This window comes from Paraburkholderia sp. BR10936 (genome assembly GCF_040965735.1).
Classification (GTDB): Bacteria; Pseudomonadota; Gammaproteobacteria; order Burkholderiales; family Burkholderiaceae; genus Paraburkholderia; species Paraburkholderia nodosa_A.
Genome location: NZ_JBFRCM010000038.1, coordinates 1 through 15,457, shown reverse-complemented (window position 1 = coordinate 15,457; position 15,457 = coordinate 1). Strand labels below are relative to the sequence as shown.

17 protein-coding genes are annotated in these 15,457 nt (G+C 57.4%); 7 read left to right on the top strand and 10 right to left on the bottom strand.

What is annotated here, in order from left to right; translation table 11 throughout:
• Positions 1-30 precede the first annotated feature (30 nt).
• From AB4Y36_RS39130 to AB4Y36_RS39110, 5 genes are all read right to left on the bottom strand, one after another.
• The gene (locus AB4Y36_RS39130) at positions 31-873 is read right to left on the bottom strand and encodes a hypothetical protein (protein ID WP_368685787.1); all 843 of its coding nucleotides are present in this window, start codon (positions 871-873) and stop codon (positions 31-33) included.
• Positions 874-937: 64 nt separating this feature from the next.
• Entirely contained in the window at positions 938-1,144 is a 207-nt protein-coding gene (locus AB4Y36_RS39125; protein WP_368685786.1) for a hypothetical protein, read from the bottom strand.
• A gap of 27 nt (positions 1,145-1,171) precedes the next feature.
• A complete protein-coding gene (locus AB4Y36_RS39120; protein WP_368685785.1) occupies positions 1,172-1,579 on the bottom strand; it encodes a hypothetical protein in 408 nt (135 codons plus the stop codon).
• A 47-nt stretch (positions 1,580-1,626) separates the two neighbouring features.
• Positions 1,627-2,016 carry a hypothetical protein gene (locus AB4Y36_RS39115; protein WP_368685784.1) on the bottom strand — a complete coding sequence of 130 codons (390 nt, stop codon included), beginning with the start codon at positions 2,014-2,016 and terminating at the stop codon, positions 1,627-1,629.
• Positions 2,017-2,030: 14 nt separating this feature from the next.
• Positions 2,031-2,939: a 5'-nucleotidase gene (locus AB4Y36_RS39110; RefSeq protein ID WP_368685783.1), complete on the bottom strand. Its 909-nt coding sequence runs from the start codon at positions 2,937-2,939 to the stop codon at positions 2,031-2,033.
• Positions 2,940-3,188: 249 nt separating this feature from the next.
• Here AB4Y36_RS39110 and AB4Y36_RS39105 point away from each other — a divergent pair, with 249 nt between their 5' ends.
• The 4 genes from AB4Y36_RS39105 (at position 3,189) to AB4Y36_RS39090 (ending at position 6,564) form a co-directional block, all read left to right on the top strand.
• Positions 3,189-4,016, top strand: a complete 828-nt coding sequence (locus tag AB4Y36_RS39105; RefSeq protein ID WP_368685782.1) for an NAD-dependent deacetylase — start codon at positions 3,189-3,191, stop codon at positions 4,014-4,016.
• 181 nt (positions 4,017-4,197) lie between these two features.
• Entirely contained in the window at positions 4,198-4,512 is a 315-nt protein-coding gene (locus AB4Y36_RS39100) for a hypothetical protein (protein ID WP_368685781.1), read from the top strand.
• A gap of 156 nt (positions 4,513-4,668) precedes the next feature.
• A complete protein-coding gene (locus AB4Y36_RS39095) occupies positions 4,669-5,328 on the top strand; it encodes a hypothetical protein (protein ID WP_368685780.1) in 660 nt (219 codons plus the stop codon).
• 429 nt (positions 5,329-5,757) lie between these two features.
• Positions 5,758-6,564: a hypothetical protein gene (locus AB4Y36_RS39090; protein ID WP_368685779.1), complete on the top strand. Its 807-nt coding sequence runs from the start codon at positions 5,758-5,760 to the stop codon at positions 6,562-6,564.
• A gap of 595 nt (positions 6,565-7,159) precedes the next feature.
• On the opposite strand, the gene repC is transcribed toward AB4Y36_RS39090, so the two are convergent.
• Positions 7,160-8,017 (bottom strand): replication protein C, IncQ-type, encoded by an 858-nt coding sequence (gene repC, locus AB4Y36_RS39085; RefSeq protein WP_368685778.1) that lies wholly within the window; start codon positions 8,015-8,017, stop codon positions 7,160-7,162.
• 146 nt (positions 8,018-8,163) lie between these two features.
• Positions 8,164-9,078: a helicase RepA family protein gene (locus tag AB4Y36_RS39080; RefSeq protein ID WP_368685777.1), complete on the bottom strand. Its 915-nt coding sequence runs from the start codon at positions 9,076-9,078 to the stop codon at positions 8,164-8,166.
• A 421-nt stretch (positions 9,079-9,499) separates the two neighbouring features.
• Here AB4Y36_RS39080 and AB4Y36_RS39075 point away from each other — a divergent pair, with 421 nt between their 5' ends.
• From AB4Y36_RS39075 to AB4Y36_RS39065, 3 genes are all read left to right on the top strand, one after another.
• On the top strand, positions 9,500-10,411 hold the full coding sequence (locus AB4Y36_RS39075; RefSeq protein ID WP_368685776.1) for a restriction endonuclease: 912 nt from the start codon (positions 9,500-9,502) through the stop codon (positions 10,409-10,411).
• Between the two features lie 80 nt (positions 10,412-10,491).
• Positions 10,492-11,307 carry a hypothetical protein gene (locus AB4Y36_RS39070; RefSeq protein WP_368685775.1) on the top strand — a complete coding sequence of 272 codons (816 nt, stop codon included), beginning with the start codon at positions 10,492-10,494 and terminating at the stop codon, positions 11,305-11,307.
• An 80-nt stretch (positions 11,308-11,387) separates the two neighbouring features.
• On the top strand, positions 11,388-11,909 hold the full coding sequence (locus tag AB4Y36_RS39065) for a hypothetical protein (protein WP_368685774.1): 522 nt from the start codon (positions 11,388-11,390) through the stop codon (positions 11,907-11,909).
• Positions 11,910-12,126: 217 nt separating this feature from the next.
• On the opposite strand, the gene AB4Y36_RS39060 is transcribed toward AB4Y36_RS39065, so the two are convergent.
• The 3 genes from AB4Y36_RS39060 to AB4Y36_RS39050 all read right to left on the bottom strand — a co-directional run.
• The gene (locus tag AB4Y36_RS39060) at positions 12,127-13,146 is read right to left on the bottom strand and encodes a hypothetical protein (protein ID WP_368685773.1); all 1,020 of its coding nucleotides are present in this window, start codon (positions 13,144-13,146) and stop codon (positions 12,127-12,129) included.
• A gap of 10 nt (positions 13,147-13,156) precedes the next feature.
• Positions 13,157-14,824, bottom strand: coding sequence for a hypothetical protein (locus AB4Y36_RS39055; RefSeq protein WP_368685772.1), 1,668 nt, complete (start codon positions 14,822-14,824; stop codon positions 13,157-13,159).
• Positions 14,825-14,839: 15 nt separating this feature from the next.
• Positions 14,840-15,457, bottom strand: a 618-nt coding sequence (locus AB4Y36_RS39050) for an SMI1/KNR4 family protein (RefSeq protein WP_368685771.1), incomplete at its 5' end; no start/stop codon positions are given.

The following is a 15,457-nucleotide window of genomic DNA, read 5'->3' as shown; positions in this document are numbered from 1 at the left end:
TTCCTAATGGGCCGTCCGAAGCAGGAGAGCTCAGCGCTTCTTGACGGGGTCTTTCCGAAAACTACGCTCGTTAAATCCATGCTGTGCGATGCGGTCCTTGTCACCAATGCTGACCATTGGCTGCGATTCAGGAGCCAGAACTCCACCCCAGAACATATCCAGTTCCTGAAAGGCCTCGACCGGACCTAAGAGGCGATAAAGCTGAATACCCTTCAGTCGGGGATTGATTTCCAAAAGCGATTTCTCGAAGCGGCCTCCGACGTGCAATACGGCGATGGCCGTCCGGTTTTCTATGCTCCATTGCATGAGCTCGTCGCTACCTTGACGCTGAAAAAAGCGCTCCAGTCCTTCGTTCAGCGTTCCCTTGGCAAGGGGGTTGTCGTACTCGAGGAACGAATCGCGCTTCTTGTTCAGCCGCTCATCGCCCAGCAGCCCCCCGAGGTACAAACGGGCCTCCGCGCCCTCGTAGAACACGCGTTCCTCGATATCATCGGGGTCTCCATGTGGACCAAGTTCAACCGGCCCCGCGCTCGAGATTCTGTTCGCTCCGTGCAGGCGGCGAACGCGAAGCGCCTTATAAACCCGACCGCAGAAAACAATTGCGCACGCGCCGAGCACGACACGCTCACGCTTTAGCTCGAAAGCACCAGCCATCCCGGCGAGCGTGCCATATCTGTCAAAGGTGCCGCCTCCATCGCGCCCGAGCTTTAGTTCGCGGGACTCCGGCACTCGCAGGAAGACACGGGACTGGTCACTTCCATGCGCCAGCGCGCTGTCATAGTAGTCCTTGAACGGACTGAGGATTCTCATGTCATTTATCTGGAAACCAAGAAAAAGCACCGGGAAGCAGGCACCGTTGAGTCGCAAAACCAACTACTCGAAGCTCGTGCACCGGCTCAGCACATTCGGCGTTTAACAAGGCGTCGCCCCAATGACGTTAATCTTCATCGTCGCAACGGACCAAAGCCATCAACTGATTGCCGTTTCCGAACACATGAAGCCGGGAATCGAATGTCTTATCCAGTTGCGGATTGTAGATTCCAACCATTCTGCCACCCACGTAGGCGAATTGTTTCCCCTGGCTGCCGGTCTGGATACGGCCAACAATTCTTGACGAACCATCTCGAATATAGATTGTGCTCACAGCGCCTCCAGTCTGTTGTCTTGCTCATTAGAAGTTGTCCGCCCAGCGGTCCCAGAACCCCGGCTCATCGTGGTGTGCGTTCTTCGTGGCAAACTGCAGCGAGACGACGTAGAACCTGACGTCTTCGAAGCGCATTGAGCCGTCTGGATATTCGAGAAAGGCCTGGACCTTGCGATACCGGTCATCGGCCTCGTTGAACGGCACATCGATGAAAATCTCCCCGGCATAGGAGCGCATCACGGTCTCGGACGCGACCTGCCCACATTCGCGCCACTCGATGCCTTCACGGTCGAGCCATTGCATGATGCACGAGCGGGACTCCAGACTCCGGTAGTCCACGTGGTCAGGACGCTGCGCCTTCAGGAACTCGAGATAGAGCACATCCCGATTCAGTTTTCGCGCGATTGCGTCAATATGTTCCAACTGCTGTGGCATGGCAGTTCATCCGTAGGTTGGTGGCAGAGAGTTCTGGCGTGGCGGCGTCATTCAATGACGTAGTCCATCGCCGCGGCACACGTTGGACATAGCGTGCGTATCCCGCCGCCATCCTTGTGTCTGCGTAACATCGCCGCCCGACTACAGCGTTCGCATGTGTTTAGACTCAGGCCTTCTGCTGTGGCAACCCAGTCCTGGACTCTGCCCGTAACGGAGCCCCGGAGGTAGACACGCAAACTACCCAGCTTCTCTTTCACGCAGACGACTTGCAGGTCGGCTAACCGCGCTTCGGTCTCAAGCTTTCCCGACAGTTCGTCGATGATTCGGTACCAGCCATCATCACATTCAAACCGGCACGCGCCCGAATAACGAGGCTCCAGCGAACGATAGAGAGCCGGGTGCCTCGCGACGAGGGCGTTTTCGAGTTCTCGATTCATCTGTGACTCGCTCCTCAGTGAAGAACCCACCCGGATTCGTTGTTGATGCCGTACGGCACGTGGCCAGTCGCGACCAGCTGCGAGGCGGATTCGCAGTTGCGCACGTGGTCGTCGAAGAAGATGTCCGGCCTGAACTCCGCGAGAAAGCACGCCTTATCCTTGCCGCCGAGAAACATTGCCTCATCGACCGCCACACCCCAGGCCATCAGTGTGCGAATCGCCCGCTCGTGCGCAGGCGTGCTGCGAGCTGTAACCAGTGCCGTACGTACAGACACGCGCGCCCGGCGCTGGCCGCGAAGGGCCCAAAGGGCGGTGAGGAATGGCTTCAGCGGCCCGGGAGGCAACGGCGAGCGCGCGTGACGCGCCTCATGGTCGTTGAACTCCTGCAGCTGTCGCTGCCTGAAAACGCGCTCGGCTTCATCGCTGAAAAGAACCGAGTCCCCGTCGAACGCGATACGCAGTTCCCCGTCGTCCTGCGTGGTTACCAACCCTGAACTTGGATAAACCCGGGCGGCAGGAAAACCTGCCGCCGTCGCCTCCCTGACATCCGGGGCATGAGCGGAAAGAAACAGGTTCGCCTCAAGCGGGGCGAGGTAACGGTGGGGCTGCGCGCCACTCGTGAAAATTGCCCGGCTGATTGCCAGTCCGTGATGTCGAGCTGACGCAAACACCCGAAGCCCGGTCACCGGGTCGTTACGCGACAGGATGGCAACCTCGACGTCGCTCCTCCCACCGCCATTGAAGGCGAGGAGTTTCTGGACCAGCGGGAAGGCGACGCCGGGCCCCGCGGGGATGTCCAGCTGCGAAGCCTGTAGTGCGCAATAAGCCGACGGGTCGTCTTCCCGAAACACCTGGTTCTCTGACTCAAAGTCAAAAAGTGCTCGTGCGGAAACAGCGATGGTGATTTTCGTGCTCGAAGTCATGGGTCTCTCCTGTAGCCAGAGACAATAGTGCCGGAGGGAAGGGACAAAAGATGTCCCTTTCCTCCCATAGAATCACTTCATGCCCAAAAGTAGGCTAGATGACCTCGGTCGACGCAACAGTGAAAGTGTTCGCTCCCGACATGCTTCTAATGCGAATTCAAGGCGGAAGAATCTAAGTCGGCGAAGCGCTAGAGCTCCGGCGCTGGCAGCGCACAATGGACGCGTCAAACAACGTAATCGAGAGAACAGGTGGATAACGACATTGCAATCAAACAGGCAGCCGACTGGATTCGCGACGCGGATGGGCTGCTCATTGCCGCAGGTGCTGGAATGGGCGTGGATTCCGGCCTACCAGACTTCCGAGGAGCTGAGGGGTTCTGGCGCGCCTACCCAGCGTTGCGTCATCATGGTTTTTCATTCGAGGACATAGCCAACCCTGCTGGCTTCGCGAGCAATCCACGGTTGAGTTGGGGATTCTATGGACACCGCCTCGCGCTTTATCGCGCAACCGTGCCGCATGCTGGCTTCGCCATTCTTCGCACATGGGCGTCGGCGATGAAGCATGGCGCCTTTGTGTTTACCAGTAACGTCGACGGCCAGTTCCAGAAAGCAGGCTTTGATGCCGAGCGCATCGTGGAATGTCATGGAACCATCCACCGGCTTCAGTGCGTCGAGGCCTGCACCGATGACACCTGGCCGGCAGACGACTTTTCCCCCATCGTCGACGAGGCAAGCTGTCTGCTTGAGAACGAGATGCCCACGTGCCCGCACTGCGGTGGACTCGCGCGACCGAACATCCTGATGTTCGGAGACTGGAAATGGGTGGACAAGTACACAGACCGGGAAGAGAGGCGGTTCGCAACCTGGCTCGAGTCCGTCCAGCGACTTGTCGTTATCGAAATGGGGGCTGGTCGCGCACTGCCGACAATTAGGCGTTTCAGCGAGCGCCATGGTCCTCGGGTCATTCGCATCAACCCGCGCGACTACGCGATATCGTCTGCCGTGGGTTTGGGTATCCCGGGATGTGCGTCCGAAACGCTCCAGTTACTCGATAAAGCACTTCATAGCAGCACTTAAAGCACTACTGTTGACGTGGGCGGTGAGGTACATCGAATCGCGCTGCCGGTCGGCAACGGTGTGCCTCAGCGCCACTTCTGACGTTGCCTGAAAAATGCTGTTTCCCAATGGGACAAAGAATGTCCCTACCGCCTCCGACAATAACCTGGTTGCTCACGAGAAGAGGAAACGAGAAGCAATCATGGAAAGGAAAGTCAAACTCGCGTCGGTTCCCAGAAACAAAGGCAAAACGGTACAGCCGCACGCGGCAAGCCCATACACCGGAAAAAACGTCGACGGCGCAATCGCACACCTTGAACGCGCCCTCTCCATCCCGGACGCAGCCCGCGTGTTTGGGCGCGACTATTGGCACAACCGCATCACCGAACTGCTCGCGTGCCCCGCCCTCACACCGACGCAGACAAAGCGCATCTCTCAACTTGTGCAATTGCTCGCGTCGCCGGGACAATCTGGACGCAGCAGCACGCAGACGCTCCCCCTTGCAGCAGAAGTGTGAAGGAGCTCAGCCGAAAAGCATCATCGCTCGCAGGCCCCAATCGCACGCAAGAGCATCACACGCGCCTTTAGGGTTGGGACAAAACAACAACACATTGACCGATATGGCACCGCGAGGCACTCTCACGTCCTCCGAACCACACGAAACGATAATGCGATGGCAAAGAAAACGGCTCCCATGACTCCAGCGCAAATCCGCGCGGCGATTGAGCAGTGCATCGACAGTGTGCATGCGTCCACCAACGGCTCTCCAATTCCCATCGCCGACTGGTACGCCACGACCTACGAAGACATTCGCAAGCATTTCGCCGATATCACCGCATGCAAGGGATGGAACTCTTCCTCAGTTAGGCTCGGGTTTCTTATCGTCTACGGATGGATGCCGACATCCATCCGTAGCTTCGACCATGACAAAGCCGCCGAACTTGAGACTTACCTCAATACCGAGGTCAACGATGACAATATGGCCAAGGTCGCTGCAAACCACGACGAAATGGTCAAACTCGCCGCACAGATTGCCAATAACTCTCTGGTGGGGGGGTCCAAGTTTCTGCACTTCTACGACCCAATTAGATTCCCCATCACCGACTCGGTTCTGCAACTGCTAACTGGCAAGCCCTCGCAGTATCTGAACAATAACGTCGAACTGTATCAATCATACCGTGCTGCGGTCGAACAGGTAAGCAAGCATCATAGGGAACTAGCAGAGGAGTGGGCGAATGCTGCTTTCCAGTACCGTGTAACTGCCACCCGGGCGATTGAAGCGCTGTGCTTTTACGCGATGAAAGGGGAGAAGGCGACCGTAAAGACAAAATAGAATAGAGCGAAATCAGCGGGAGGGTCTATTCCTGCCGCTTCTGACAGACAGGAGATTCCCTCCGGCGCTTCGCAATTTTGAGGGCTATCATCCGTAAAAATATCGGTTCGACACACTTCCCTGCAACGGCACTGGCCCATTTCGTAACGACACCATGCACGAGCAACTGCAGCGCACGTCTCCATTTTTCGCATCACATGGGCGTCGTTTGTGGAAGACAGGGCCGCCAATTCCGCAAGGTGCGGTACCTGTCGCAGCACGGACCGTCGGAGGCCAGTTGCGCGCGGAGCGAAGTCCGGTCCGCCACGATTTCTCTGCGCCTGCTTTTCGCGGTAACGTACCTGCCGCGCGGCCTGCCCGTCCGCGCCTTCAGCGTCGGTGAGCGCCCAGCCCATCGATTTCTCAGCAGCGCACCTGTCGGGATGTAACATGCCAACCGCTTTCCACCGCTACGTCGGTATCGACTACTCAGGCGCCAGGACACCCACCGATGGCTTGAAAGGCCTGCGCGTATATATCGCGTATGCAGATGGCGGGGTCCCAGCCGAGGTGTCTCCCCCACCGGGACCACGTAAATATTGGAGCCGCCGCGATGTGGCTCTCTGGCTTGCCGACCTTCTCCGTGAGGAAATTCCGACAAAAGTCGGCATAGACCACGGCTTTTCGTTCCCACTTCGTTACTTCGAGACCTATCACCTCGAACCGGACTGGTATGCATTCCTCGAGGACTTCCATAGGCACTGGCCAACGGACGGAGAACACATTTACGTCGATTTTGTCCGGAATGGCCTCGTCGGCAATGCCAGTGCGCGACAAGGCAGCTCGATATGGCGACGAATAACTGAAGAGCGCTGCAAGGCAAAGTCCGTCTTTCACTTCGACGTGCAGGGGACGGTCGCCAAGTCGACACACTCCGGTATCCCGTGGCTGCGTTACCTGCACCAGCAACTCGGTGACAAGGTCCACTTCTGGCCTTTCGATGGATGGGAAATTCCTGCAGCCCGCTCCGCGATTGTCGAGGCTTATCCATCAATGTGGAAACGAGGTCTCGACGTGCCCGAGAACATGACTGCCGACCAGTACGACGCATTCACTATTGCAAGATGGCTGCGATGTTCCGACTTCGAAGGTCGTCTTGGGCTGGCATTACAGCCCCAACTAACCGCTGCAGAGCGTGGCGTCGCCGAGGTCGAAGGATGGACTATCGGAGTTAGTGCCGTTGAGACCGCGCGTTGACAAACATGACTGCGGCTCCAAGCATCAACCAGCTCGAGCGCGTAGCGCCCTGCCCATGTGCGGAGCAACGCGCCGCAGTTCCCGTCGATGGTGGACATAGTTCGGCAAGGTGACACTGAGACTTCCCTGGCGCGAACGCGCCACACGGAACTGATTCCGGAAATCTTCTACACTACGCCCCCAGCCAGCGCCCCACAATTAGCTCAACTTCCAAGTCAGGCGGCGCCCGATACAGGCAATCATCCCGTGAGCAGGCCTCTTGCAGATATCGGCGACTACGAAGACGTGCGGTAGAACGGCGCCATGCGCCGACCGGAGGGGTTCGCAGAAATGAGCCCCTCTGCGCTCTGCAGAGGGCTCTTTCTAGAGAAAGAATAGAGCACACTAGAAAAACTTCCGTAACTCTTTGTCGCGAAAGCCTTTCTATGCCGGCCCGCGTTCACCTCATGACGGGGTATCGTTCACGTCAGGACGGGGGCCTCATGTGAACGGCGTCACCGATAAGTTTCGCTCGCCCCCATTGACCACGCATCCACACCGCCTCAATACGGTCCACGCTCACGGCTCTTCATGGCATGAATGCTACAAGAGCGTCTCAGTTAAACAGCGAAGATACGTCCACCTGCCATGGTGGCTCGCTCTCTCGCGCAGCCACTTCCGGCGGCGAGCCCTGCGGCAGCCCGACCTTGCGGCGCGTGTATCGCGCGGCGAGACCCATGCCCCCTGCTATCGTTCGCGACCGCACTACCGAGACGATTTCGGCCTCCTCCAGCTTAGTCCCCGTCGGCATCTTCAGCGTCCAACCCTGCAACTTGCCGATATCAGCGAGCGCGGCCCGCAGCAACTGGCGACGGCGCCGCACGGTCGACGAAGCCACCTCAAGCTCTTTCGGCCAGACATACGGCGCGAGGGTGTCCAGCCGGAAGGACATTATTTTCCCTGGTCTGATGCGAACCGAAAGCGCGCAATGCAGGGCACGGGCGATGTCGGAATTCAGCGACAGACGCTCGCCGAGCGAGACCGGCGAGAACTGCCGGCCAATGAGGACTTCTGTCAATCGCCAGTTGAGCACGACCTGCACGCCATTGCGGTCGCCGCGCCGCCACCGCAAGAGACGGGAACAAAGTTGCACGCCAGAAGCGGTGACAGCCCATACCGTCACTTCGCACAGTCGCTCAAGCTCACGACGAATCTGTCGCGCTGCGTTCCCACCATCCGGCTGCCGGCCACAACGGCGTATCAGTTCACCGTAGCTCACTATTACCGCCGCCAGCGCCATCGGCGTACCGTCCGTACGGGGCGTGGGTATCGCAGCACCCGCCCCGTCGACACCAGCCACAAGTGCGCTCTCCAGTGTCTCCCTGTCCTTCATGCTGGTTTGCTCTGTGCCGTATTGCTCCGAGGCCATTTCAAGCAGCACAAGCAGCAGCGTCTGCTCCGGTATGCCAAGCATGTCCGGACCACGCAACCTCCAGACGACACCTCCAAATTCGCACCTCGCGTCAAGCTTCGGGCGCGGCCCGTTGCCCAACGAACCGAATATCGCCGCCGTCGGCAACATTGGGTCATAACGGACGATACGATGCCCGGTCGTCCGCGTCATTTCTGCCCACCGACGTGCCCACTTGCGCGCGCCTGCCGCTTCGCATGAATATCGGGTTGCCAGACAGACATGACCCCGGACTCCGGTGCTTTTCGCAACAGGACTGGCGACATGGGTCGACAATGATTTGTCTTCGAACCATCGAAACGGACGTACTGGCGCGCCGTAGTACTGTCAATACCAAGTTCCTTCGCGAGCGATTCCGAAACCGGAGACAGGTTTGCCTGCCAACGGACGCCGTCAGTCAATGCCGTAGAACCTCTTGAAGCGACTGACTGCTCGCCAGTGCCATTCGACATCGAATTTCGGTTCGCGTGATGCGCGACGACAACGGCGGCCCCGGTTTCGCGAGCGAGGCGCTCGAAGCGGCCGACGACAGCAGTCATCACCGCGGAGTCATTCTCATCACCATCATGGAACCGTCTCAACGGGTCGAACACAACGAGCCGCGCACCAACGCAAAGTTGGCGCAATTCGCTATACGCCTTCGAACCTTCGTCGACGAACGCCGGCACCCCGTAGCCGCCCAAGGGAAGAACGGCGAGGTTCTCGCTCAACAAGTCAAGGAACCGTTGCCGGTTCTCGCGCGACGGCGACGTCATGGTCGCCACAATCTGCTGGCTGACCGCATGCAGTCGATGATGCATCACGGGCAATGTCTCCTCCCCCAGAAACAGCACGACCTTCGCCGGAGATGGGTCCGTCCCGTTCAACGCACCTCCGAGAACCGGCTGTCCAGCTGCAATGGCACATCCGATTTGCGTGAGCAGCATCGTCTTGCCCACACCACCTGGCGCGACCATTGTGCCAACCGTCGCTGCAAGCAAGCCTGGAAGAACATGGTCCAACGCCGGAGGCGATGAGAGGAGCGTTTTACGAATGTCGACGCGCAGAGCGTCAAGCGTAGTCAAGCCACACCTCCCACGACATGCTCGGCAAGCCACGCATCCACGTCGCATTGACGCCAACGCAACAGCCTAGTGCCAGGAATATGCAGGCGCGGAGGTACGGCCATAGGATTGCGACGGAGGTCTTTTTTTATGGTTTCCGGACTGCGTCCAAGCAGTGCCGCCAATTCATACAGGTCAAGCAGTTTCAAGATTTTGGTCCCAGAAGAACGGTTTTTTGGGACACGGGCGGGCATCTGGATGCCGACACGTGCCGTTACGTGCCAGTAGGCGACGCAACGGGACGTCTAGTGCAGTTGTTTATATTTCGACCGAGTAAGCACAGGAAAGCGGCCCAGCTGAAGAGACCCGCGGTCGCGAGAACTGACGGCGTGCCTGGCGCAAAGAGGAGTAAAATCGCGGCACCTAAGCCCAGGACCGCAAAATGGCCATCCCGCCGTTCCAGTACTTCTTTTTGCCATTCCTGACCTTCATCGCGGATGGAGAGGAATACACCAAGCAGGACTTGGCCGAGCATCTGGCCAAAACGTTTAACCTGTCGCAGGAAGATGTCGATGAAGTGCTGCCAAGCGGACGCCAGACGCGGTTTATGAATCGTGTGGCGTGGACGCGCACATACTTGGGAAAGGCTATCCTCGTTGAGTCCTCCGGTCGCGGCCGGTTTCGAATTACGCAGCGTGGTCGCGAGTTGCTCGCAACCAATCCGACGAAGCTCGACATTCGGACATTAAAGCAATTTCCGGAATTTCAGGCATTTCACCAAGCAAACACTGACGACACCGGTGGTAACAGCACTGATGAGCAAGTTGTCGCTGGTGAAACACCTGAGGAGCGACTCGAATCGAGCTACCAGGCGCTCCGCAAGGAACTCGCACAGGCGCTGTTGCAGCAGGTGCTCAATGCTTCTCCCGCGTTCTTCGAACAACTTGTCGTCGACCTCTTGGTTGCCATGGGTTACGGCGGTTCCCGTGCAGATGCTGGCAAGGCGGTCGGCCAAAGCGGTGATGAGGGCATTGACGGCATCATAAAAGAAGACCGGCTCGGCCTTGACATTATTTACCTGCAGGCGAAGCGCTGGCAAAATCCGGTTGGACGGCCACAGGTCCAGGCATTCGTAGGCAGTCTTGTCGGCAAGGGCGCGGGCAAAGGTGTGATGCTCACAACATCTCGCTTCACCGACGACGCCCGACAGTTCGTCAGGCACCTCCAGCAAAAGGTCGTACTCATCGACGGCGAAGAACTGACCGGCCTGATGATTGACTTCAACGTGGGCGTCGCCGCCACAACGCAGTACGTTGTGAAGAAGATAGACCTCGACTACTTTGGCGAGGAGTAAGGCTTGGAGCGTGGCTCAGAGCAAGGACAGTGAGCCCCTCGACGAAGAAGAACGATACTTGCGTAAGGCATCGAGACTACATGTTGACCGCAATCTTGCAGGGAAAGCGAAGAGGCTCCGGGTTAGAAGGAATGGCCCAGCAGCTTTCCAGTGCCACCGGCTCGGAAGACCTCTTGACTTCGCTGGTCTTCGAACGGGTCTCCTATCTCTCTGACGATGCGCTTTCTACATTCTGGGCTACTCTGCTGCCATCGGACGCTTGCCCGTTCGGGCGCATCGAGCGTATCGAGTTCTGGCCACGATTTGAGCTCGAAGGACGGCTAGTCGAGCCAGATGTCGTTCTCGTCACAGAGAATGCGTTGGTCGTCGTCGAAGCCAAGCGTTGGGACCAGATGGACCAGCAATACGCGGCACAGGCAGTTCAAGAGCTGCTTGCCGTCGCTGCAGGGGAACCAAGGGGCGAGGAATTGCCCATTGTTCTACTTCTTGTAGGCGGCCGACAGGACACGTCGCCCGAATCGACATCGGCTTTCGAAGCAGTGGTTCAGGAACAGCTTGTCGGGGAGCGGCTTTTCGCCGAAACAACGATAGTGGCTGTCAAGTGGACGGACATGCTCAAGGCGTTTGGTGCAGTCGCACATTTGCATTCAGGATATGAACGAATGCGAGACGACGTGGAGGCCGGACTGAAATTCCACCGGCTACTCCGCGAACCTGAGCTGCGTCTCCACGAACTTCACCTTGCCAATCTTCGTGTTGAAGCGTTCGAGCCCGCATTGTCAGTCCCCCAAAATGCTAGCAATGCGTCGGCAACAGACCGACAGCCGGCTCCCAAACCGATTTTCGCCATACCGCGCTTAAACATCCACTACGAAAGCTTCTCCTTTACCAAATGACATCACCGAATGAACTGGTTGACGTCCTAAAGGACGTACGCAAAGCCTATCGTCTCCTTGCGGACTACCAGTCTGCGCTCTTGACGCTCGTAAACGACATCGCCCGGGAGGTCGGAGCGAACTACTACTCCGCCAACTACCCGAACTCGCCGCCCAGGAGCTATAACGTCAACCCGTTCGGCAAACGGACAGGAAAGCATTTTCTCCCGATGCTCGGGGCGTCCTATCTATTCCTCGCTCCAAGCAGTGACAATCAGGAGCCGGAGAACAATCCGCAAGCCGGTGACTTCCTACTCGAATTTCGCCTGATATCCGATTCGAACGAACTTGAAGGTCACGCGCCCGCCCCGGCCGAGACCGCTGATAGCCTGCTTCTCGTGTATCTTTTCCAGGTACGTGAAACGTTGCCCCAAGGCACGAACTGGTATCACAAGATTTGGATGAACAGCGAATACCCGGCGTCCGACGGAGAATGGCATACAGCCTCCGCTCCCCAATCCGTGCGTGTATTGCGGCTTACCGTCAATCTCGCCGAGTTCGCCGACCCAACCGCTGCGGGAGTGGTCGCTCGTCGCATACTTGAATGCACCGAAACTAAATAGTGCAAATCGCGAGGACGCGTGGCAACCAGCCCGGCACGCGCCCTCGTGGGCTCCTCTTCGCTTCGCTCGAATCGAGTGCAGAGGCTACGGCATCAGGCTCTGTAGCGGAAGCTCAGAAGACCGCGCGCTCTGCACCACCATATCTCATGGGTTGGAGTCTCCTTAAATCCCGTGGCGATTCACTTTGCGTACAACGCTCTGTGCGCAGCACATCAACTTATGCGGCGATAAAGTGCTGCGCCACTTGCCAAATCAGGGAAAGAGCCGCACCGCATGCCACGATGGCAAACGCAATCCGGCTCTGCCGGGCGGTATTTGCCTGCTTGGCTTGCAAGCTCACAACGGTCGATTCCAGTACCTTTTGTCGAGTTTCGACCTGACTTGCCACGAATGCTGTCTGTGCGGCGGCCACATCGTGAGCCGCCAACGCCGTCGACGTTGCCTGCGTGTGGGTCTGCAAGCGGGCGGTCACGTCTGAACGAAACGCCTCCGAGGTCCTCGTCAATTCTCCGAGGGCGTCTCGAACGCGCGTGCTCCATGTATCTGCGTTTTCGGCCTGTCGACGCTCAAAATCCTGTTGAGATGAACGAAGCTCGACGAGCGCACCACCAACGCGCTCGTCGCATTGCGCCACCACACCCTGTATCTCATTCTTAAGCGCAGAAAGCAGTGCCTCATTGGCCGCACCAATCTTGCTCTCTGCCTCCGTAACCCGAGTGACGCAACCGACCAGCTTCATAGCCTGTTCTTGCGTAACGCCCTTCGCTTCTAGCAGCCCCTGGTTGGCTGCATTCAATCCTTCTTGCTGCTCGGCAAGCAGCGTCTGCTGCTCAAGGATTTTCTCGTTTTGCCGCTTCAGCTCCCGTGCCTGTTCCGCCAACAGTTCCTGCTGTTTCAGTAGGACTATTTGCTGGTCGCTCAATACTTTTGAAATTGCCGTATTCACAACTAGAAGCTGTGATGACCTTTGCGTCAAACGACCCATAGCCTGATTGAGGTCAAGCTGAGCGGCCTTAACCTTTTCATCTCGGTCGTTCCACAAATTGGAAACGAAGTTTCCGTCCGCCTTTTCTTGACGAAGCCGTTTCAGACGACCATTTACATCGTTGACCGAGTTTGTCTCGGTAATCATGCCATCTATCAACTCACGGATGTTGCTATCCCGAACAATTTGCTCCGGAATGGTAAGTGCCGAGAAGGCCTGGACAACCTGGAGTTCGCGCGCGCTGTCTTTCATTATTTTCAGTCTAAATGGTCTTGAGGAAATCGTCGATTGATGTCTGGCTCTCGTTGATGAACGTAATCATGTCCGTACTCTTGCGAACCTGCTCGCGTGTCTCGGCAACAGTGTGCTCAAGACTGGCGAATGAAGCCACGGCGGCCCTTCCTGCAGAGCCCAACGTGTCACCGATTTCTTGATAAACGCTCACCGACGTGGCGAAACTCTCGACGTTGTTGAATGAGTCCTGCGCGAGCGTGGCCAATTCATTGGCGAACGTTTCCTGACGCTTGGTGTCGGCGATAAGCTCATCGAGCAGCTTTTCATCCAGCGAATGGCGATACCGGTCGAACATGCAATCAATCTGATAAGCCAGGAAAGCTGTCAGCAAACCCGTGAGAATTCCCATAATCACAGGCGCCACGATGTCCGCGATAACCTTGAGGAACGGCACGCTTGCCATGAACGTCGCGACCGACTCGGACAGAATAACACCTACGGAACTAATGACGACAGCGGTCAGAATCTTCAGGCCCTCCTGCAGCGCCTCGTCATCTGACAGATGCTCAGGAGGAAACAGAATCATCTTGAACGCGCGAAACAGACCAATCAGTCCTTCACGGATGGCAGTAACGAAGCGCTTGCCCGTAGACAAGAAGCTGTTGAGCACAAAAGTGAGCAGGTTGCTCATGAAACCACTGACGCCGCCGTGAAACAGCTGAGCAGCAGCATCGGGAATTTTCTTCGCGACCGACTGAATCACCTTGAAGAGTCGGTTACGAATCTCCTCGAGCAGCGACTTTCCCGCCTCGATGCCATGCCTGATGAGCGTTTTAATTTCGTTGAACAAGCCATTGACCAGTTCAGTCAGAAGCAGACCCATCGCCTGTCGAAGCCCCATCTGAAGCGCCTGGCTTCCTCCGGTATGAAGAAGCTCCGTGGCCTGCTTCTTTAGAAGCGCTCGGTCAACGGTGCTGTTCAGATGCTTTTTCGCGGTCTGAGACTTTTCTGCCATCAACTTTTCGTCAATCTCAAATTTCTGGGCATTCGTCGTGCCGTCGGGTCTCTCCTGTGCGGCCCATTCCTCTAGATTGTGGTGTTTCTTGGAACCGTTCAACGGCTGATTCGTCAGGGCGAGATTATCGTCGTGGTTGACCGCCGCCCGCATGCGGCCAGGGTCTACTTTCAACTCGCCAGTCTGCTCGTCCCACTTCACGTCGCCGAGACCGAGATGTGCCTTTTTATTAGCATGGAATTCGCCAACGGAACTCACGTGGTCCAACTCGGCGCGAACGACACGACCGTCCCCGAGTTCAATGGTCCCATCGGCCGACACTGCACGTCCGTTGTACTCGTCCTTTCCGCGTGCGATTTTTTCGGTACGCTTCTCCTCCCAAGTTTTTCCACCTGCAGCTTTAGCGGCTTTCTCGCTCTTGATTTCGTATTCGGCCCGCACATCCACGCTGTATTCTCTGCGCGAGTTCGCGTGAAGCGCTTTGTCTGACTCGGTCGCAACAAAATCATCGTCCGCTCGCTCGAAATTATGCAGCGTCGTGACATTGCCACCGTTCCTGTCTTCGAACATCGCCATTGACAGGCCAAACGGTCCAATAATCTGGGAAAAAACCTCACGCTGGCAGTCAGCGAAGAGCTTTTGCAGACGCTGTTCACGAAGTTCGATGATGCTTTGTTCCATGGAATACGCCTCGCCTTATCCTAGCTTGCCACCAACAAAATTTGAGAACCAACTGTTGAAATCAGGTGCGACCAGCTTCCGGTCAGGGAAGTCGTGGAAGATTTCGATGACTTGCCCAACGCGACCGCCTGCTGCAGGGGCCATGTCGAGGCACAGAAAATCCCCGCCTCCATTGGAGGCAAAAGGAATCCAGCCCCTCGACCACCAGACCGCCTGGACTCCCTTATCTGGCCGGGGCGCCGAGCCCTCCAGGTCGCCATCTTCCATTAAATCGTTCCATGCTACCCAACTGAGCATTACGCTTTGGACCGATAGAAACTCGTTACCATCAAACAACCACTTCGCCTTGCCGAGTTGGCCCGCGTGTACCTCGAGGCACTCACGGTAGCCCGAGGGCAAAGCGCAGCCAAGCCTTCGTTCCATCTCCAGCACTTCGGTAGCCGTGGCAGGCGGATTGAGGTCTGCCAATGTCGTTGCTTCGTTTGCCTGTAGCCAGGCTTCGAGGCGCTGCGCGGCGACAATCATTTTGGCCGGTATAGCGACAGAGGTTTTGGCTGGTGGGGAGAACTCGGAGGCGGCGTAGCCGCCGGAGGGTTCTCCCCACCAGCGGCGCCGAGTCGGCCGGGTTCTACG

Bases quoted from the DNA above. Each gene is read 5' to 3' on its own strand.
- AB4Y36_RS39120 (WP_368685785.1), bottom strand. From the start codon at position 1,579: ATGCCACAGCAGTTGGAACATATTGACGCAATCGCGCGAAAACTGAAT.
- AB4Y36_RS39115 (WP_368685784.1), bottom strand. From the start codon at position 2,016: ATGAATCGAGAACTCGAAAACGCCCTCGTCGCGAGGCACCCGGCTCTC.
- AB4Y36_RS39110 (WP_368685783.1), bottom strand. From the start codon at position 2,939: ATGACTTCGAGCACGAAAATCACCATCGCTGTTTCCGCACGAGCACTT.
- AB4Y36_RS39100 (WP_368685781.1), top strand. From the start codon at position 4,198: ATGGAAAGGAAAGTCAAACTCGCGTCGGTTCCCAGAAACAAAGGCAAA.
- AB4Y36_RS39095 (WP_368685780.1), top strand. From the start codon at position 4,669: ATGGCAAAGAAAACGGCTCCCATGACTCCAGCGCAAATCCGCGCGGCG.
- AB4Y36_RS39090 (WP_368685779.1), top strand. From the start codon at position 5,758: ATGCCAACCGCTTTCCACCGCTACGTCGGTATCGACTACTCAGGCGCC.
- repC (WP_368685778.1), bottom strand. From the start codon at position 8,017: ATGCTTGGCATACCGGAGCAGACGCTGCTGCTTGTGCTGCTTGAAATG.
- AB4Y36_RS39075 (WP_368685776.1), top strand. From the start codon at position 9,500: ATGGCCATCCCGCCGTTCCAGTACTTCTTTTTGCCATTCCTGACCTTC.
- AB4Y36_RS39070 (WP_368685775.1), top strand. From the start codon at position 10,492: ATGTTGACCGCAATCTTGCAGGGAAAGCGAAGAGGCTCCGGGTTAGAA.
- AB4Y36_RS39060 (WP_368685773.1), bottom strand. From the start codon at position 13,146: ATGAAAGACAGCGCGCGCGAACTCCAGGTTGTCCAGGCCTTCTCGGCA.
- AB4Y36_RS39055 (WP_368685772.1), bottom strand. From the start codon at position 14,824: ATGGAACAAAGCATCATCGAACTTCGTGAACAGCGTCTGCAAAAGCTC.